12 protein-coding genes are annotated in these 20,238 nt (G+C 44.1%); 5 read left to right on the top strand and 7 right to left on the bottom strand.

The window, feature by feature from the left end; all coding sequences use genetic code 11:
* The first annotated feature begins 64 nt into the window (after nucleotides 1–64).
* The 5 genes from VB775_RS00115 to VB775_RS00095 all read left to right on the top strand — a co-directional run bounded on the left by VB775_RS00115 (nucleotide 65) and on the right by VB775_RS00095 (nucleotide 10,148).
* Nucleotides 65–1,681 (top strand): mechanosensitive ion channel, encoded by a 1,617-nt coding sequence (locus VB775_RS00115; protein WP_281007556.1) that lies wholly within the window; start codon nucleotides 65–67, stop codon nucleotides 1,679–1,681.
* 713 nt (nucleotides 1,682–2,394) lie between these two features.
* Nucleotides 2,395–2,856 carry a phycocyanin gene (locus VB775_RS00110; RefSeq protein WP_323216602.1) on the top strand — a complete coding sequence of 154 codons (462 nt, stop codon included), beginning with the start codon at nucleotides 2,395–2,397 and terminating at the stop codon, nucleotides 2,854–2,856.
* Between the two features lie 312 nt (nucleotides 2,857–3,168).
* Complete coding sequence (locus VB775_RS00105; protein WP_281007558.1) at nucleotides 3,169–3,924, top strand: phycobilisome rod-core linker polypeptide; 756 nt, start codon at nucleotides 3,169–3,171, stop codon at nucleotides 3,922–3,924.
* A 413-nt stretch (nucleotides 3,925–4,337) separates the two neighbouring features.
* The gene (gene secA / locus VB775_RS00100; RefSeq protein ID WP_281007559.1) at nucleotides 4,338–7,145 is read left to right on the top strand and encodes a preprotein translocase subunit SecA; all 2,808 of its coding nucleotides are present in this window, start codon (nucleotides 4,338–4,340) and stop codon (nucleotides 7,143–7,145) included.
* 498 nt (nucleotides 7,146–7,643) lie between these two features.
* The gene (locus VB775_RS00095) at nucleotides 7,644–10,148 is read left to right on the top strand and encodes a VIT domain-containing protein (protein ID WP_281007560.1); all 2,505 of its coding nucleotides are present in this window, start codon (nucleotides 7,644–7,646) and stop codon (nucleotides 10,146–10,148) included.
* Nucleotides 10,149–10,664: 516 nt separating this feature from the next.
* On the opposite strand, the gene VB775_RS00090 is transcribed toward VB775_RS00095, so the two are convergent.
* The 7 genes from VB775_RS00090 to VB775_RS00060 form a co-directional block, all read right to left on the bottom strand.
* Nucleotides 10,665–11,825 (bottom strand): DNA cytosine methyltransferase, encoded by a 1,161-nt coding sequence (locus tag VB775_RS00090; protein WP_281007561.1) that lies wholly within the window; start codon nucleotides 11,823–11,825, stop codon nucleotides 10,665–10,667.
* Complete coding sequence (locus VB775_RS00085) at nucleotides 11,809–12,453, bottom strand: Eco29kI family restriction endonuclease (protein WP_281007562.1); 645 nt, start codon at nucleotides 12,451–12,453, stop codon at nucleotides 11,809–11,811. The genes VB775_RS00090 and VB775_RS00085 overlap by 17 nt, the downstream gene beginning before the upstream one ends.
* 118 nt (nucleotides 12,454–12,571) lie before the next feature.
* Nucleotides 12,572–13,693 (bottom strand): phosphate ABC transporter substrate-binding protein PstS, encoded by a 1,122-nt coding sequence (gene pstS / locus VB775_RS00080; RefSeq protein WP_281007563.1) that lies wholly within the window; start codon nucleotides 13,691–13,693, stop codon nucleotides 12,572–12,574.
* A gap of 140 nt (nucleotides 13,694–13,833) precedes the next feature.
* Nucleotides 13,834–15,990, bottom strand: a complete 2,157-nt coding sequence (pstA, locus tag VB775_RS00075) for a phosphate ABC transporter permease PstA (protein WP_281007564.1) — start codon at nucleotides 15,988–15,990, stop codon at nucleotides 13,834–13,836.
* Nucleotides 15,983–17,221, bottom strand: coding sequence for a metallophosphoesterase family protein (locus tag VB775_RS00070; protein ID WP_281007565.1), 1,239 nt, complete (start codon nucleotides 17,219–17,221; stop codon nucleotides 15,983–15,985). Before VB775_RS00070 ends, pstA begins: the two co-directional genes overlap by 8 nt.
* Nucleotides 17,222–17,684: 463 nt before the next feature.
* Complete coding sequence (locus VB775_RS00065) at nucleotides 17,685–19,148, bottom strand: sugar transferase (protein ID WP_281007566.1); 1,464 nt, start codon at nucleotides 19,146–19,148, stop codon at nucleotides 17,685–17,687.
* Between the two features lie 263 nt (nucleotides 19,149–19,411).
* Nucleotides 19,412–20,188, bottom strand: coding sequence for a WecB/TagA/CpsF family glycosyltransferase (locus tag VB775_RS00060; protein WP_281007567.1), 777 nt, complete (start codon nucleotides 20,186–20,188; stop codon nucleotides 19,412–19,414).
* Nucleotides 20,189–20,238 lie beyond the last annotated feature (50 nt).

Here is a 20,238-nt window from a genome sequence, read left to right as displayed (position 1 = left end):
AAATCTTTCTTCGTTCGGGTTTAAGCGCAAAGCGCTGTAATATTACGGTGAGGGATTAATTCCTGTGTCTATATCATTATTGAGGTGCGGTATGCATGATTTCCCGTCTTTCGTCTTGGCTCAAGCCTCGACGACAACGAGTTTTTCATTAGAAAATTTGCTTAAACCTGATGGAATTGTATTTCAGCTAGTCTTTGCGATCGCCATCTTAGTTGGTGGTTGGGTAGTTGCCATATTTTTCGCTTCCATGACTGAGGGTTTGCTGAAACGTACAAATATTGATAATAAGCTAGCGAACTGGTTAACAGGTTCCCGCAGTAGTAGTCTACCGATTGAGAAATGGGCAGCCACTACGGTTTTTTGGATTATTATCCTGTTCACTTTAGTGGGTTTCTTCCAATTCCTCCGATTAGATGCGGTTGCTACTCCATTAAATAGTCTACTGGCGCAAGTTGCATCATTTTTACCTAAGCTCGGTGGTGCAGCGATCCTTGCAGGTATCGCTTGGATCTTAGCAACTGTCAGCAAAGCCATTGTCGGACGCTTTTTGCGAACGGCTCAAATTGATACGAAGGTTAATGAGAGTGTTGGGGATACCACCACAGAGGTAATGCCTCTCAGTGAGACTCTATCTTCAGCTTTGTATTGGTTTATTCTGTTACTTTTTCTGCCATTAGTTCTAGATACACTTGGCTTAGTTCAGGCACTTCAACCTTTACAAAATCTCGTCAATCAGATCTTGAGCGCTCTACCCAAAATCCTCAAAGCATTGATGATTGGTGGTATTGGCTGGTTGGTTGCTCAAGTTGTAAAGCGAATTGTCACAAATCTCTTAGCTACTAGTGGGGCTGATCGTTTTCTTCAGCGCTGGACTCCTAATCAAACGGAATATACCCTATCTCAAGTAGTTGGGAACTTCATTTATGTATTGATTCTGATTCCTACAGCCATATCTACTTTAGAAGCATTAGAGGTTGGTGCAATTTCTCGTCCAGCAACAGCAATGCTTGATCAAGTGTTGCGCTTCTTACCTCAGGTGTTTGTGGCTAGTGCGATTCTCACGATCGCCTATTTCTTTGGTCAGTTTGCGAGAGATATTGTTTCTGGAATTCTTACAGGATTAGGCTTTAATAATATTTTGCAATGGTTGGGATTTCCCGCGATCGCGGCAACTTCGCAAAGTAGCACAGCTCCAACTGAAGATACAGACAACAATGCTATAACTTCTCTTCCCACCCAAACACCCTCACAAATTGTTGGTATCATCGTATTTCTAGCAATTATGCTAGTAGCGATCGCTACAGCTACCGATGTTTTACAGATTAATGCGTTGACCCGTATTGTCTTCGGGGTATTGTTAGTGGCTGGTCAAGTTTTAAGCGGAGTAGTGATTTTCGCGATCGGCTTGTACCTTGCTAATCTTGCCTTTAACCTGATTACCAGTACTGGTGGAAGACAGGCTCGAATCCTCGGTCATGCGGCAAGAATTTCTATTGTTGCGCTAATTACGGCGATGGCTCTAAAGCAAATGGGTATCGCTAGTAATATCGTTGATCTAGCCTTTGGATTATTAACTGGGGCAATTGCCGTAGCAATCGCGGTAGCCTTTGGACTCGGCGGTAAAGATATTGCTTCTCAACAGTTGCGCGAATGGCTGGAGTCATTCAAGCGGAACGACTAATAAATTATACCAAAGCACAAAATGCAGTAGACATTTTGTACTTTGCAAACCCTTACTGGGTTTAGTTTTCAATCCCCAAGAGTGTTGTCACACTCTTGGGGATTATTATATCAAAACACAAAAAGACTTAGCCAATTAGTGGTTTGAAAATCCTTACTGGGTTTAGCTTTTAATTCACGAAAGTGTTGCCACACTTTCGTGAATTGGTTTTACATCAATGGCCGATCTAACGAGCCACAAGAAAAAGATTGAAAGCGCTGTAAAGCGGCGCTTTCAATCTTTTTCTTGTTTGAGTGGAGAGCAAAGCGCTGTAAGCAAAATTTATATTCCTATATAGCAATCCTAAATAGTTTGTGAGAGCGCGTCCCTTCGGGACGCGCTCTCACAAATCTACAAAACTTACAACTCATTTAGGAGCGCTATAGCAATCCTAAATAGTTTGTGAGAGTGCGCCACGAAGGGGCGCACTCTCACAACACTAAAAATCTTACAACTCATTTAGGAGCGCTATATATGTCGAAATATTTTATTAAGTTAACTTTGATTTCATTCTTGTATGTTCAGGTAAATAGAATTCTATTGTTAGATACACGGGGAATTTGACAGACTGTTTTAAAAATCTATTTTAAAAATTTTAGTTTTAAAAATTTTAGTAGATAAATAAGTGTATTTATTAAATTTATTAGAGGGGTAAAAAGAAGATTATGCTAACAATGAATCGTACTTTAGATGCAAAAATTACGAGTATTGATCATGCTTATCTAAATGATAATGATTTGGTCAATTTAGAGCGTTTTGCTAATAGCTTTTCATTGCGTGTCAAGACTTATAATCTCTTGCGCGATCGCGCCGATGAAATCACGATCAAAGCACTCAAACTCTTGGCTCAGCAGTATCCTGAATTAGTTCAGAAACAGTTGCAACGTTGTAAATATGACATGTCGAACGTCATTCGTTATACATCGCTATCCGTATTACGTGATGACGAACTGTTTTTTCGTGAAACCTTGATGGATTGGTTAGCAAATATCATCCATTCCTATCAAATTGCTAAAGAATGTTCTACTGCTTATCGTCTATTGCAATCGGTCATTGAAGAGACATTGCCTGTTGAATGCTCAGCTTTGGTAAAGCCCTATTCAGAAATGGCTATAGCAGCATTGCTCAATGCTTAACTAGGCAGTTGCAAGCTATAGAGATCGCAGAGACCCTAGGTCATTCTTAGTTGCTAGCCAAGCAGTGCATCCACGGGGAGATAGCCTCTATTCACCTAAAAAATTTGGAGCTTTGTAGAGGCGCAGACCCTGTGTCAGTCACAGGCTTACGCTATTACTAAATGGTTTCTAAGAAATGGCGTAGCCATTTCTTAATTGGAAAGCCCTTACTAGGTTTGGGTTTTAATTCATAAAAGTGGGACAACACATTTATGAATTGGTATTAGACCAATGTTCAGAAGTTTGTTTTAGAGAGTCTATGGAGAAGATGTCATGGATACCCATACCCCCATCACAATTGATCGCAAGTCCACAGAAACAGATCGTCAAATCGCTCTTCGTCAAATCTATACTCAAGTGCTTGAACGACAGCCCTATGAATTTGAACGCAAAGAGATTGCCAAGCTTGAAAAAGATTTTCTCAAAGGCAAACTTGGTGTGCGACATTTCATTGGCGAACTAGTCATGTCATCTGTTTATCTTAAAAGTTTTTATCGAGACTGTTCTAACCTCAAGTTTGTAGAATGGAGCTTTAAGCATCTGCTTGGAAGAGCTATCCAAGGGCATGAGGAGATTGCCAAGTATATGGATTTACTGATGATGAAAGGTGTATCCGCATTTTTTTATGAGATTCTTGGCTCCGAAGAATATCGTAAAGCATTTGGCTGTTTTACTATTCCCTATGCCCGTGATGTCAAATTCTATGACTCACCTCGTAACTATCTCCAAACGGATCTCCTCCAGCATGAGCATGTGGGTCAACGTGGTAAGGTCATTCCTACCATTTATTGGCAGCAATTAGGTATGGATTGTGAGACAGGTACTTGTGTGATGCCTGATTCTGAGACTTCTCAACATTATGCATATCAAGATGTTGCAGAAAAAGCTAAGGTGAAAGAGCCAGTTTCTAAAGTGCTAAACGAAGAAATTGAAGATCTTCTCCAAATGTTGCAAAACAGTGATGCTAGACAAGTTTTGCAAAGTATGAATGAAAATCAGCGATCGCTACTCCGAAATCTTGCTAAGTAATACCAAAATACGAAATGGCATAGCCATTTTGTGTTTTTAAAACCATTACTGGGTTTGGTTTCTAATTCACAAAAGTGTTGCCACACTCTTATTATGAAAACGATTTAGAGTTTCCATGACCTTCGGCGCTGAAAACTCTGAATCGTTTTTTGCAAGATCCCCAACGACGGGCTTGAAAAAAACGGTTTTTATAATGAAAATTGCAGACAAAAAGCACAAGCATTAGCGTCATGAATTAATTGCTGTACATTTAACTCAAAAACTTAGAAACTTATACTGCTAGCTTTTGAGATTACAAGCTTCGGTTATCCGAAGCTTGTAATCTCAACAGTCGGGTAATATATACTTGTAGTCCAAAATCGTATTAAATATCACGTTTGGCGCATCCCCTGTTTTAACTGCATTCGGTAGCTATGTTTAACCTAAAAAACCTGATTGGCGATCCTAATAAGCGTAAGCTTGACAAACTCCGTCCCGAAGTGGCTCTCATTAACTCCCTAGCCCCAGAGTTAGCGGTGCTAAGCGATCGCGAATTGCAAGGAAAAACAGGAGAGTTTAAACAGCGTCTCGAAAACGGGGAACCACTTGATGACCTCCTACCTGAAGCCTTTGCTGTTGTTCGTGAGGCGGCTACCCGCGTTCTAGGCTTGCGTCACTATGATGTGCAGATGCTCGGTGGTATGGTACTGCATCGGGGTGAAATTGCCGAAATGAAAACAGGAGAAGGCAAAACCCTCGTCGCCACATTACCCAGCTATCTCAATGCCCTCTCAGGTAAAGGCGTTCACGTAGTTACGGTTAACGATTACCTTGCCCGTCGTGACGCGGAATGGATGGGGCAGGTGCATCGCTTTCTAGGGATGTCAGTCGGCTTGATTCAAAACTCAATGGAGCCAGTCGAGCGACGCAAAAACTATGGCTGTGATATTACCTATGCCACCAACAGCGAACTTGGTTTTGATTATTTACGGGACAACATGGCGACTAGCATCGAAGAAGTGGTGCAGCGTACCTTTAATTTCTGTGTAATTGACGAAGTTGACTCGATCTTGATTGACGAAGCTCGCACTCCCCTAATTATTTCAGGCATGGTCGAGCGTCCGACGGAGAAATACATCGGCGCAGTGACGATCGCTGATCAATTGCAAAAAGAAACCCACTATGAAGTTGACGAAAAGCAACGTAACGTGGTCATGACTGATGAAGGTTTTGAGCTAGCCGAAAAACTACTCGGCGTTACGGATTTGTTTGACCAAGCTGATCCTTGGGCGCACTATGTATTTAATGCACTCAAAGCCAAGGAATTATTCCTCAAAGATGTCAACTACATCGTCCGTGATGGAGAAGTGACGATCGTTGATGAGTTTACAGGTCGGGTCATGCCTGGTCGTCGTTGGAGTGATGGATTGCACCAAGCGATCGAGGCAAAAGAAGGTACAGATATTGAGAATGAAACCCAAACCTTAGCCACAATTACCTATCAAAACTTTTTCCTGCTCTATCCTAAGCTTGGCGGCATGACTGGCACAGCCAAAACTGAAGAAGCTGAACTAGGAAAAATCTATAATCTCGAAGTTACGACCATGCCCACCAATCGCAAGAGTGGACGCAGCGACTGGTCAGATGTAGTTTATAAAACTGAAGCAGCGAAATGGCGTGCTGTGGCGGAAGAATGCCGCGAAATGCATGAAACAGGTCGTCCTGTACTGATTGGAACTACCAGCGTTGAAAAATCTGAAGTCTTGGCGAGGTTGTTGAGTGAAAAAGATATTCCTCACAATCTGTTAAATGCGAAACCAGAGAACGTGGAACGAGAAGCAGAAATCGTTGCTCAAGCAGGACGCAAAGGCTCGATTACGATCGCAACCAATATGGCTGGTCGTGGTACGGACATCATCCTCGGTGGTAATGCTGACTATATGGCGCGTTTGAAGGTGCGTGAGAGCTTCATGCCAATGATTGTCCGTCCTGAAGATGACGATGACTTCACCAATGAAGGTCAGCGCATGTTTAGCGATCGCCCTCAAAAAGGACAAGGATTCGGCTCAACGGATGGCAAAAAGAAAAAGACTTGGAAAGTATCCGATAGTCTCTATCCTTGCGAACTCTCTAAGGATGCTGAAATGATGCTCAAAGAAGCTGTAGATTTTGCAGTTGAGAAGTTAGGCAGAATGAGTCAATCGGAATTAGAAGCAGAAGATATGCTTGCCGTTGCTTCCGAGAAAGCACCTACTGATAATGAAGTCATCCAAAAACTTCGTGATGCATTCACTTTAATTAAACGCGAATATGAAGAAGTCACCGATGCTGAGCATGAGCAGGTAACAAAACTTGGTGGCTTGCATGTCATCGGTACTGAGCGTCATGAATCTCGCCGTGTGGATAACCAATTGCGCGGTCGTTGTGGTCGTCAAGGTGACCCAGGATCGACAAGGTTTTTCCTCAGTCTTGAAGATAACCTGATGCGGATTTTTGCAGGCGATCGCGTGGCTGGCTTGATGAATGCCTTCCGCGTTGAGGAAGACATGCCAATTAGTTCGGGGATGCTGACCAGCGCTCTAGAAAACGCTCAGAAGAAGGTGGAAACCTACTATTACGACATCCGTAAACAAGTCTTTGAATACGATGAAGTAATGAACAATCAGCGTCGTGCAATTTACGCGGAGCGCCGTCGTGTACTGGAGGGTGAAAACTTACGCGATCGCGTGATCGAGTATGCCGAACGCACGATGGATGATATCGTCAATGCCTACGTTAATCCAGAACTCCCTCCCGAAGAATGGAACCTTGCGGCAATGGTGAAGAAGATCAAGGAATTTGTGAATCTCTTACAAGATCTTGAACCTGATCAGCTTGATGATATGTTCTTGCCTGAGATGCAAGCTTTCTTGCGTGAAGAAGTGCGTCGTGCATACGAAATTAAAGAAGCACAAGTGGAGTCATTACAAGTGGGCTTAATGCGTCAGGCTGAAAGATTCTTTATCTTGCAACGGATTGATTCTCTCTGGCGCGATCACCTGCAAGCGATGGAAGCTTTGCGCGAGTCAGTCGGTTTACGTGGCTATGGACAAAAAGATCCTCTGATCGAATATAAGAGTGAAGGCTACGAGATCTTCCTAGACATGATGACGCAAATCCGTCGTGATGTTGTCTACTCACTATTCGAGTTTGATCCACGTCCTCAACAACAACCCGAAACCATTGAAGCTGAATTTGTCTAAGAAAGTATTTACAGCACTTTGCACTCAAAACCAAACCAAGAAAGTTTTTGAAAGCGTTGCTTTGCAACGCTTTCAAAAACTTTCTTGTGGTTCGTTTGATCGATAATTGCTGTAAGAATTACTTTGACAAATCAAAACCCAAAAGATGAGTGGAGGTGCAAAGCACCTCCACTCATCTTTTGGGTTTTGGCATAGCTATAGTTATATGTAAAAAAACGTCAGTTTGACGAAAGCGAAAAATGGCAAGAATCGCTAAGCGATTCTTGCCATTTTTCGCCATTTGCGTTGTGCGAAGCACAACGCAAATGGCGATATCGAACTCACGTTAAAAAAAGTAGAGGTTACGTAAAGAGCATTCCTTACCTTTTTCGTTACCAAAATTGCAACTGGTAAATTAGCCTGTGATATTAGTGAGAGACTTGATTTCAGGAAATATTAACAGCTTGCTAAATCTATATTAATCAAAGGATGCAGCAGGCTATGAGGAGCGTAATTACTATGAAATCTAACCCTATCTACATTGCCTTACCTGCAGCGATGATCCTTGTGGGGGCAATCTCCCATCGCACCCTAGCTCAATCAAGTCCCATCAACCAACCTCAACCAATCACTAGCTCCATGGTCACATCAGGGATTATCGAACCAGTTAGCGATCGCAATTCTAGTAATGAATCAACCCAAAAACGTCCTGTTGGCGGGCTGTATGTGCAAACGCCAGATCGCCAGCAACAAGCCTTTACCTTGACCAATACTGATGTCAAAGGAAAAATATCAGGCAACATTTCGCGAGTGGAAGTCACCCAAACTTTTCAGAATCCCTATGACAAACCACTAGAAGCAATCTATGTATTTCCATTGCCAGATCAAGCGGCTGTCGATGATATGGAAATCAAGATCGGCGATCGCGTAATTAAAGGTGAAATCAAAAAACGAGAAGAAGCTAAAGAAATCTACGATCGGGCTAGAAAAGAAGGACGCACCGCAGGTTTACTAGAGCAAGAACGCGATAACATCTTCACGCAATCTTTGGCGAATATTAAACCTGGGGAACAAATCAAGGTGACGATTCGCTACACCGAAAGCTTGAAGTTTGAGAAGGGTGATTATGAATTTGTTTTTCCGATGGTGGTAGGTCCTCGCTATATTCCAGGCGCAGCGATCGATGCTAAGGGCAATACAATCCAAGTTCCCGATGCCTCACGGATTAATCCGCCTGTCCTCCGCCCTGAAACGCGATCGGGTAATGATATTACTGTCAGTCTGCAAATTGATGCAGGTGTTCCCATTCGTAATCTTTATTCTACTTCCCATCGTATTGATGTCCAGAATAATAGTGAAACAGTTCAGCTAAAACTAGCGACTGGCGATAACATTCCCAACAAAGACTTGATTGTGCGTTACAAAGTCAGTGGCGATCGCACCGAACCTACGATTTTGACTACAAATACCGATCAAGGCTCACATTTTGCCACTTATTTGATTCCAGCGATCGCCTATCGCTCTGACCAAATCGTGCCGAAGGATGTTGTATTCTTGATGGATACATCAGGTTCTCAATCAGGTGATCCGATTATTAAATCAAGAGAGCTGATGCGTCGTTTTATCAATGGATTGAATCCTAACGACACATTTACAATTATTGATTTCTCTAACACCACCCGTCAGCTTTCGAGCTATCCTTTACAAAACAACGCTACCAATCGCCAGAAAGCGATGAAATACATCGATCAAGTCGATGCGAATGGTGGTACAGAATTAATGAATGGCATCAATGCGGTAATGAAATTTCCGACTGCATCGGATGGACGGATTCGCAGTGTAGTCTTGATTACGGATGGATACATTGGCAACGATAATGAGGTAATCGCAGCCGTGCAGAAAAACCTCAAACCAGGTAACCGTCTCTATAGTTTTGGCGTTGGTAGTTCTGTTAATCGCTACTTGCTGGAGCGCGTTGCGGAAATGGGACGCGGTACAGCGCGGGTAGTACGTCAAGATGAGCCAACGCAAGAAGTTGCTGAGAAGTTCTTCCGTCAAATCAATAATCCTGTTCTCACAAATATTCAAGTTAAATGGGAAGGTGATGGATCGGCTCCCGAAATCTATCCTAGCAATGCTCCTGACTTGTTTGCTGAGCAGCCGCTAGTTCTATTTGGCAAAAAAGGCGATCGCGCCAATGGCAAGCTTAAAATCACAGGTATCGCCGCAGGAGGAGAACGTTACGAGCATACCCTAGACGTGAACTTTGATAGTGGGAATAGTAATCTTGGGATTGCTCAACTATGGGGACGCGCTCGCATTAAAGATTTGATGAATCAAATGTTTGGCGGTGAAGTCAAGTCTCTAGTGGATGCAGTCACTCAAACTGCGCTCAACTATCGCTTACTATCGCAATACACAGCCTTTGTTGCTGTGAGTGATGAAGTGCGCGTTAATCCTGATGGCAGCAAGATGACAGTCCAAGTTCCAGTAGAGATGCCTCAAGGTGTCGATTTTGGCATGATTTCAGGAGAGATGGCTGATACTCAAGCCCTCAAGCCTGCGGCTCCTAGTCCTTTAGCATCGCCACGTCAATCGACGATCGTCACTGGAAGAGTGAGAGGAGGAACCATTACAGGCAAAGATCAGCTTAATACTAGACTCAGAACTGAAGTTGATAGTGTAAACAGTCCTAGCGAAGCATCGAAGGTAAGGAAACATGCTCCTATCTCCCAAATTCAAGTGGTGAGTATCACAGGGCTTACAGGTATGGATGTTGTTGCTGCTCAACAAGCGATCGCCCAACAATTGCAGTCAATCAATGTTCCTGCTGGGGTAAGAGGCACTGTAGTTTTAGAGATTCCTATTCAGAATGGTCGATTGACAAGGTTTGTTCTTGATGATGTCACTTCGACAGTGTCAGATAAGAACCTCGTTGAGATGATTAAGCGATCGCTGCAAAATGTGATCTTGCCATCGACAGCCAAAGGTTCTATTCGTTTGACATTAAGCGTAAAATTATAGATAGAGGGAAGATCTTATACCAATTCACAAAGGTGTTGCCATACTTTTGTGAATTAAAAAGCAAACCCAATAATACCAAAACAGAAAATGGCTACGCCATTTTCTGTTTTGGTATTATTGGGTGATGCGGAATATCTCGAAATCATACTTGCTTCCTATGATAAAATGCTTTCAAAGCATTGCAGTAGAAAGCTTTTTATACTACAAGTTCTCAACGCATTTTAGCAGTACAGTCTAATCACTGTTGAATCTTGTTTCGATTAACAAGGGTGAGTAATAGTAGGTTGGAGATCGCCTATTCCCATCAAATTTTCTCAGTCTCAAGTTAAGAAGTGCATCAAGCTTATGCGATCGCGCAATCCTACATCAATCTCCACAAGTAATCTCTGGTAAATTAGGTGATCGCACTATGCAGCGATCATCTGTCTAACAGCCACGTTTACACGCCGCTAGTAATCTTACAGATTGACCGACCAACTTGATACGGTCGGCGTGCAAGGGGATTGTTAGCGGTCGTTACACACAGACTGCTCGCGCTAAGGAACTCGCTATACGGTGACTTAGTTCTACGGGTACAGCATTGCCAATCTGCCTCATTGCTTCTGTCCATGAACCCCAAATTTTATAATCTTCAGGGAAAGTCTGGATTCGTTTAGCCTCAAAGGTCGTGTAGTAGCGAACTTGACCGTCTGGATATCGAATCATATTTTCTCCTCCAGGAACTCCGTGATCTCCTGCTTTCAGTGCTTTAGAAGGCATGTCAATATAACTGCCAGTGTGTCCGGGGTATGCTTTTGCCCCTTCTCTGAGAACATGCTCACTGTCAAAACTACCTTCAAAATCAGGTTCTGGTAGATCCCCAATTTGATCTCTCACTGTTTTCCAAGGCTCCAAAGATGGCGCAAACAAGGTAGGTTGTTGACTCAGTTGATGAACTCTTTGCTGATTTCTTATATCTAGGTGTTCAATTGCCAAAGGCTCGACCCTATGCCGTTCCCAATAATCACAGCTAACAAATTGAGACCATAGCAATGAATCTAAAGAGTGCGTTTCTTTTGGAAAAGCCCACTCTATATTTAAGTCTTCTCTTATACCGACAATAAAAACACGTTCACGACGCTGTGGAATACCATAATTTGCTGCGTCTACTAGCCGAAAAATTACATTATATTTAATGGAATCGAATTTTCCAGATGTGTGAATTTTCTCAAGCCTTCTTAAATGATCTTCCCAGTCTTCTGAAGTCTTCGGCTGAATATCAGGATAAGTTAATCTTAGAATAATATACCCAAAGTAACTATTAAATGACTTTCGTAAGAGACCTTTGACATTCTCAAGAATGAAAATTTTTGGCTTATAAGTGCTGATGGCTTTGCAAGCATGAGGGAACATATCGCGCTGATCCATATTCCCTTTGTGCTTTCCCCCCAATGAAAATGGTTGACAAGGAGGACCTCCTGAAACCATGTCAATATGAACAAACTGATCAAACTGGAATGAGCGAATATCTACACTATGAACAAGCTTATTGCTGTAGTTATTTATCAGTGTTTGACAGGCATTCTTATTCCATTCGATTAAAGCTTTATGCTTAATTCCAGAGAGTTCTAGCCCCTTTGCTAGTCCACCCGCACCAGCAAATAGCTCCAAACAAGATATTTCAGGAATTTTCTTCATTTAAATTACTCAAAAACTCTTCAATACTTTGGAAAAGGATTTCTTTGTTTGCGGGTACTCCCTGACACTTTTCTGCCCAAGCGCGTCCTGGATGACAGACATCCCAATCTGACTTTGCTTGCTCGTACCTGCCCTTTCCAGGATCATGATTACCAAAACCGTCAATCAAAGTATTCCAAATTGGTTTGTACTTTCGGATTAGGGCTGCTTCGACAGTGCCTATCAAATCGCTCTCTTTCCCCTCAAGAATCATAAAACGACAGAAAAAATCTGAGATATTCAAGCCGTCTCCAATGTCGATGCTGCGGCTATGCTCCTTTATTCGATTGTTTAGCTCATAAACCTTAGTGTCTACAGAGGATAATAGCCTAGATTGTCGCCATCCTTTTGGAACAGCCTTCCCAACATAAATTGGCATACGGAATTCAGTTCTATTCACTGAATGGAACTTTGAATAAATTCCAGATTTGGTAATGCAGTAGAGAGCATATACACCTGTACCATGAAAACGCTCTGAAGTTGGAATTGAATGTACAGGTGTGCCATTAAAAAAACGTATTGTGTCTTTTATAACCTCATCAAGGTCGGGAGAGACATAAACATGCTCAGAACGATCAAAAACATTCATACTGGCTGAGGACTGGAGCGATCACCATAGTGGCAATCCAGTATACTTTGTTTTCGTGCTGTTTATGAATAATGCAGTATAAAATCCCTGAACCTGTGCTGACAACTTATCCGATCGCCTACTTCTTTCCGCTACCGATTTTATCTAGAGCCGCGATCGCCTTTTTGACGATCGCCTCTGGAAGTGGAACGTAACCAAGCTCCAAGCCCATCGCTTGCCCCTGCGTCAAACCCCATTTCAACACTTCTTTTAGCGCCTGAGCCTGTTTCGGATCGTCGTATTGCTGATAGGCTAACACCCAACTGTAAGTAACGATGGGATAAGCCTCCGCAGCATCAGGATCGGCATTGGAACCACGCAAATCTTCTGATAATTTGATTGTCGCGATCGCCTTTGTCGTAGCATCTTCAGTCGGTAGCGCGAACTGTCCTGATTTATTTTCTAGGGCGGCTGTGGCAAGGTTTAACTGCTTGGCAAACGCATATTCCACATAGCCGATCACACCTTCCCCTTGCTGGACTTGAGCGCTGATACCCGCATTGTCCTTGATGCCAGTGCCAGTCTTCCACGACACATTCAGTCCTGTTCCCACTTCGTTCTTCCATTCGGGACTGGTGGCACTGAGGTGGGCGGTGAATGCGGCGGTTGTGCCACTGCCATCGGAGCGATGGATTACCGTGATTGGTAGGTCGGGAAGCGTAACATTGGGATTAAGAGAGGCGATCGCGGGATCGTTCCATTTCTTGATCTTCCCTAAAAAGATCTCAGGCAGAACCTTTCGCGATAGTTTTAGTCCCGATTGCACCCCTGCAATGTTATAAACCACCGCCACGCTACCCGCCGCCGTGGGAATCATCGCTGCGCCGCGAGTAACTTGTGCCAATTCTTGATCGGTCAGGGCCAGTTCACTAGCGCCAAAATCCACGGTTCCCGCTAGAAATTGCTGAATCCCTGCGGCACTGCCAACGGGTTGATAGCTGATTTGGATATTAGGGTTTTGTTGGTTGTAATCTTTAAACCACCGCAGATAGAGAAATGAGGGGAATGTCGCACCTGCGCCGTAGAGGGAAACTTGAGTAGAATCGATAGGGGCGCTAGGTTTTGCAGGAAGTGCGCCTTCTGTCGCCTGTGGTGCTTTGGGATCGGGGGGATTGCCTTGACAGGCTTTGAGGGCGATCGCAAGGGGAACGGCGGACATCAGCAAAAATTTACGGCGGGATGCGACAGATTTCAACGACACAAATAACCTCATTATGGGCGGTTGGGGCTTCGACTTCGCTCAGCCATCAGTACAAAACGGTGGCTGAGCGAAGTCGAAGCCCTATTTTTATCACGAATGATTTAGTAATGAAATACTAGAACAAAAAGGTAAACATAGGGTTAATTTAGCCGATCGCGGGTCAAAAATCTGGCGGCGATACTGATGCTTAGAATTAGCGCCACAACTACTAAGGCAGCCGTCCATGCTAGAGCCTGATCATTAGGATAGGGCGATAGGGCAAAGTTGTAAATTAGCACCGACATCGAAGCAACGGGTTTCCACAATCCATTCAATCCATATTGACTGAAGAGAGCCGTAAACAATAAAGGCGCAGTTTCGCCAGTAGCACGGGCGATCGCTAGTACGATCCCAGTGACGATCGCAGGCATGGCGGCAGGAATGACGATCGCCGTAATTGCTTGAATGGGACTCGCCCCGATCGCGATCGCGCCTTCGCGTAGTTCGGGAGCAACCGCTTTTAATGCTTCCTCTGAAGTTCTGGCGATCGTTGGTAGCATCACCACCGCGAGGGCAACCCCTCCCGCGATCGCCGAAAAGGTTCCTGATGTGAGTACGACTAATCCATAAGCAAACAAGCCACAAATAATTGAGGGAACTCCACTCAATACGCCATTAAAAAACCTTACCCATTGCGATAGAAGTTTATTTTGTCCAAACTCGACTAAATAAATGGCTGCTCCAATTCCTATAGGAGCGCTCAGTCCTGCGCCAATTCCCACCATTAACAATGTGCCAGTAATGGCATTGCGAAAGCCGCCGCCTGATTCCAAGGGCGCTGGCGGTAGTTCGGTAAAAGCGGCAAAATCAAATCGTGACGATCCTTTGGCAATTAGACTAAAAAGAATCGAGCTAAAGGCAAAAATAGCGATCGCTGTTCCCAAGCAAATACCCAGATTCAAAAGGAACGATACAATTTTGCGCCTTGTCTGATTTGGCTTCCATTTATCCTCGGCACGATCCTTGGCAATGTTTTCTAATTCCCCCCCTTCCGAACTGTCTTGTATACACAAGTCTCTCTGACTGCGTTTTGAGGTGTAGATCCCCCCCAGCCCCCCTTGAAAAGGGGGGAGAATTTTCTTCTTCCCCCTTTTTAAGGGGGATTGAGGGGGATCATTAGTAACTTGCGCTATAAGGGGATCAAGATTTTCTTCGTGATGGGAAGAACTACTTTTTGAGGTGTAGATCCCCCCCAGCCCCTCTTGAAAAGGGGGGAGAATTTTCTTCTTCGCCCTTTCTAAGGGGGATTGAGGGGGATCATTAGTAACTTGCGCTATAAGGGGATCAAGATTTTCTTCGTGATGTGATGAATGGAAAGAAGTAATAAAACTGTTGGCAAAAATATTCACGATTAGCGTTAACGCCATCAACACCAACGCCGCATAGAGCAGAGCCGATAACTGAAGCCCTTTCGCTTCTGTAAACTGATTGGCGACTAATGAGGCGATCGTGGAACTGGGAGCCAGCCAAGACCAGTTAATTTGATTAGCATTGCCAATCAACATCACCGCCGCCATCGTTTCACCGATCGCTCTTCCTAGAGCCAGAACTGCCGCGCCGACAATTCCCGACATACTCGCAGGAATGGCGATCCCTAAAATAAATTCCCACCGATTCGCGCCGATCGCTGCTGCTCCCAATCGTAAATCCATCGGCACTGAGGCGATCGCATCCCGTGACAGCGCCACTACAATCGGCAAAATCATTAATGTCAACACCAAAATTGTTGGCAATAGCGATCGATTGGCGGGAAGGGTACTAAAAAAAGGAATCCATCCCAAATTTTGATGCAGTCCACGCATTAATGGTCGCAGCGCTGGCATCAACACAAAAATCCCCCACAGCCCATAAACAACGCTAGGAATCGCCGCCAGCAACTCAATCGCAAAGGAAATCGGTACGCGAACAACCTTGGGAGCAATATCTTCATTCAGAAAAATCGCAATGCCAATGCCCAAGGGCATCGCCAAGGCGATCGCTACTAATGAACTAACGAGAGTTCCATAAATCTGTGGCAAAATCCCATAGATATTTTTAACTGGATTCCATTCCATCGTCCAAAGAAATCCCAAGCCGAATTCTTTCGCCGCAGGAATTGCCGCGATCGCGAGTTGAATCACGATCGCAGCAACCAACAATAGGATAGCGATCGCTAGCCCTTGTGAGGTTTTCTGAAATATGGAATCCAGCCAGAGCGATCGCCTTGGACGACTGAGAACCTGCTCACCAGAAACCTGCTCACCAGAAAAATTAGGCACTACAGAGATTCGCTCCCAATTGTTTCTCACAAGTGGCACGCTCGGAAGCGCTCAAATCTTTCATTTCCAGATCTCGCCGTAACACCATGCCATTATGTCCATTGATCGAACGTGGCAGTTCGTCATATTTAATTGGCTGCATCGTTCTCATGTCATAGGTGGTGTAAGTGGTCAGTTCAGGAGATGCAAAGTTGATATCTATAACTGTCATCGATTTGCGTGGCGGCATCCGACTGCCAAGATAAGGGCGCGGTCCCCCGCCAAGTATGCCCATATGCAGCAATTGCAGTTTGCCCTTGTGCGCGGGGTAATAACCGTGATGGTGTCCGCTAATGTAGGTATGGACATTATTGCGCTCTAGCATGGCGCGTAACTCTTCCGCATTGGACATCACTTCCCCTGCGCTGTCTCGTCCTACCGTCACCGCATAGAGAGGCAAATGTCCTAGCAAAATTTTAATTTTCGCCGCCTTCGCTTCAGGACTTTGCAACGCCTTCTCCACCCATGCCAATTTATCTTTGGGAATCAAATCCGATGAACCATCCCAAGTCAAAAAGAAAACATCCTTGTATTTGAAGGTGTAATAAAAGGGAAACTCAAAGCGATCAACAAATTCCACCCCAGAATCATGGGCAGGATCGTTCCAATACTTTGAAGCAACATCCCTTTCACGAGAGAACAAAAACTTACCTGCTATGCTTCTGGCTCCAGATGCATCATGATTACCCATCGTAAAACCAAAGGGTAGTTTCGCTTTCCGCAAAGGAGCCGCCACATGATCATCAAAGGCTGCCCACATCGCTTTCATCTGTTCTTCCGTTAGCGATGGATACTGCCCCGCCACCATATCGCCACTACAAGCCACCATATCTGGCTGCCAAAATGGAAGTAAGGCGATCGCTTTATCCACTTCTGGCTCATAATCGGTGGAGCCATAGGCACTATTCAAATCGCTGATTACCGCTAATCTGATATCGCCTCGTGGTGGATTGTATAGTCCATTGGGAACGCGATCGACGATCGCCTTAGTCGCTGGAGGTAATACGACTGCTTTTTTAGGCTTATCTTCGGGTTTAGAAGGAACGACTACTTTATTCGCCTCTGAATTTGGAGTAGCATTAGGACTGCTAGATACATTTGGTTCAGTTTGGCAAGCATGGAGGGAAATCGTTGCCACCAAGCCGATCATAATACCAAGAAAAGTGCGTAACAGCGATCGCCAAGAGAGCATAGTTAAAGTTCAGCGCGAACTACATAATGATTCAAGTTAAATTAAGCATATAATCCGATTCCTTGCAACCTGTCAAAGACTCGATATCATTGCTGAAATTTAGCTATATGCTAACTAGGATTGATTTTTGTCTGCCAATGAGTCCGCACTTATCGAAAACTGTAACTGGAGTTATAGCTGTCGCCATTCTTGTTAGAACTGATGTTACGTGGAACTCAGATGATGAATCTCTTGTTGCTAGCACGACAGGGCAACCACGGGGGGATTGCCCCTACTCCAATAATTTAGATTTTTGTAGTGGCTGTGCCACAGGGCAAGCCCTAGACTTAGATGATCGTAGGAATTCTATCCACGTAACATCAGTTAGAACATAAAACCCAAATAGTGTGAGGCGGCGCGAAGCGCCGCCTCACACTATTTGGGTTTTGATTTGTACTGAAGCTTACGTGGAAGATGTTAAGTCCTAATATGCACCTTTCCCAAATAGGACTAGACGCACAGTTTCAACCAATATCTCCAAATCGAAGTTTAATGACCAGCGATCTATATAGAACAGATCTAACTTAGCGACATCATCAATGGTGTCTAAATCCGATCGCCCCGAAATTTGCCACAGCCCCGTAATCCCTGGCATGACTAGATGGCGCGTATGATGCCAATTGGTAAATCTCGCCACATCACGCACAGGCAAAGGTCTAGGTCCCACAAGACTCATTTGTCCTAGCAAAACATTAAACAGTTGTGGAAGCTCATCCAGACTAGTACAGCGCAAAAAATGCCCAATGGGAATAATGCGTGGATCGCGTTCGATTTTGAACATAACACCATCGGAACTCTTATTGAGATGCTCTAGTTCAGATTGGCGACGATCGGCATCCATAAACATGCTGCGAAATTTCCACATACGGAATGATTGTCCATGTAGTCCTACTCGATCTTGAGTATAGAATACACTGCCTTTAGAACTGGACTTAATAGCGATCGCTATGCCCATAAATACAGGTGATAAGACAATCAAGCCGACAAATGCAGACACCATATCCAAGCAGCGTTTAAAGATATATTCCCAATTTGCCAGCAGTGACGACTCAATCCGAATCATCGGCATTGAGGCAAAAATCTCTGGAGTGCCGCGTCGATGAAGCAGCATTAAGCTAGATGGAATTAACCTTAGCCCTATGCCTGCGTTGCGAAGTTGCCAATACAATTGAGAAGCTAGTTGTGTTTCGGGTAATCCTTCTGCAATTACTTCTTTTGCTCCAGAATTAATAATGCATTGCATGGAGTGCGTGGTATTAGCGAGGGAAGAGGTAAGCACGCCGACCACTTTGTAGCCTGTTCTTTTTTCGATAATGTTAGCTAGGTAAGATAGGCGATCGCTGGGTGCAATGACAAAAACAGGTGTATGTATTCTGGCGATCGGAAATTGATCAAAGATCAAGGTCAAGAGCAATCGTAATCCGATAATCATGATCACACTACCAATCCAAGCGGGGAAAAATAGCGATCGCGGGGCATCTACTGTAGGGTTATAAAAGTAGCTGATCACCAAGGAAACCATGTAAACACTGCTAATAACTTGCGCTTGTTTTACATAGTTGCGCCATTGGGACTCACCTCGATAAAAGTTGTGATAAGCAAATACTGTGACGATCGCCGCCGCAAAAGCCCAAAATAATCCTGTTAACCCTGCAAACTCTCCCCAATTAAGTTCGGGCGGCAAAGGTGAAAAGCCTTGATTAAGGTTCCAAGATATTCTCCAAGCTATACCTAAACCCAAGATGTCGCTAGTAATTAATAAGAGCGATCGCAACCAATTGAACTCGACCATCGACCATTTGCGCTGATTGCCAGCCCGAATGTCATGTTTTTTGACATGCTTATCGGATTGTTTCTTAGTTGGTTGGCGATCGCTACTCACTCTCATATCCCTCTTCTGCTCTTAAAATGCATCACAAATTTTTCTTATTAAGTCTCGGTTCATTTATCTTGCCCAAACTCGGAATTAGTTAGGACATGTATGGTAGTCCTAAATGAGTTGAGAGAGGCTTCGACTTCGCTCAGCCAACGTGTACTGCTGGCTGAGCGAAGTCGAAGCCCTATTTTTTAAGACTGCAAATGATTTCACCACTTGCATATTAAGACAAAATCCAAACCCAAAAGATGAATGGCGGCGCTTCGCGCCGCCATTCATCTTTTGGGATCTTGAAAAATTCGGCGTAAGTGTTGGATGCAAAACAAAATTACAAAACAGGGATTATTAATCAAATAACGCTGCCATAAACGCGCTGGTTCTTGGCTAAAGCGATATAACCACTCCAAGCCGATCGCCTTCATCCAACGTGGAGCTTGTGAAATCTTGCCACTATGAAAATCAAAGGCTGCACCAACCCCAATCATTACGGCTGACAATCGATTTTGGGCTTGGCTCATCCAAAATTCCTGTTTAGGACAACCAAGCGCAATGAATACAACTTTTGCCCCCGATTTTGCCATAAGTTGCATATCTTCAACTAATTGTGATTCAAAATCAGGAGCATCAAGCTCAAAATATGGTGGTGCGTGTTTACCCGCGATCGCCAAATCTGGAAAGCGTGATTTTAAGTTCTGCTCTAATTTGTGAAGTGTTTCAACCGTTGCGCCAAATAAATAAATAGGGATATTTTCCTGTGCTGCGCGATCGCACATTGCCAGCATCAGATCTGGTCCATAAACTCGCTGTTGATCTTTAGCACCTAGCGATCGCAAACCCCATACAAGGGGCATTCCGTCAGGAGTGACGATTTCCGCATTAGCTAATACTTGACGATAGGAGTGATTCCAGTAAGCTGTCATCACCACATGGACGTTAGCCGCCACGACATAACCAGATTGATTTTGCTGAGCAAGAAGAGCAATGCGATCGCAAGTATCGGCATAACTGGTCGTGTCAATCCCCACATCAATAATCGATATACGTTGGCTCATAGGTACAGTTTTGGGCTGGTGAGTTTTGATGCCACTTTATGCTAATATCA

The sequence above is a fragment of the Pseudanabaena sp. CCNP1317 genome (assembly GCF_034931345.1).
Taxonomy (GTDB): domain Bacteria; phylum Cyanobacteriota; class Cyanobacteriia; order Pseudanabaenales; family Pseudanabaenaceae; genus Pseudanabaena; species Pseudanabaena galeata.
The sequence above is the reverse complement of the archived record's forward strand: the minus strand, read 5'-3'. Positions and strand labels throughout refer to the sequence as shown.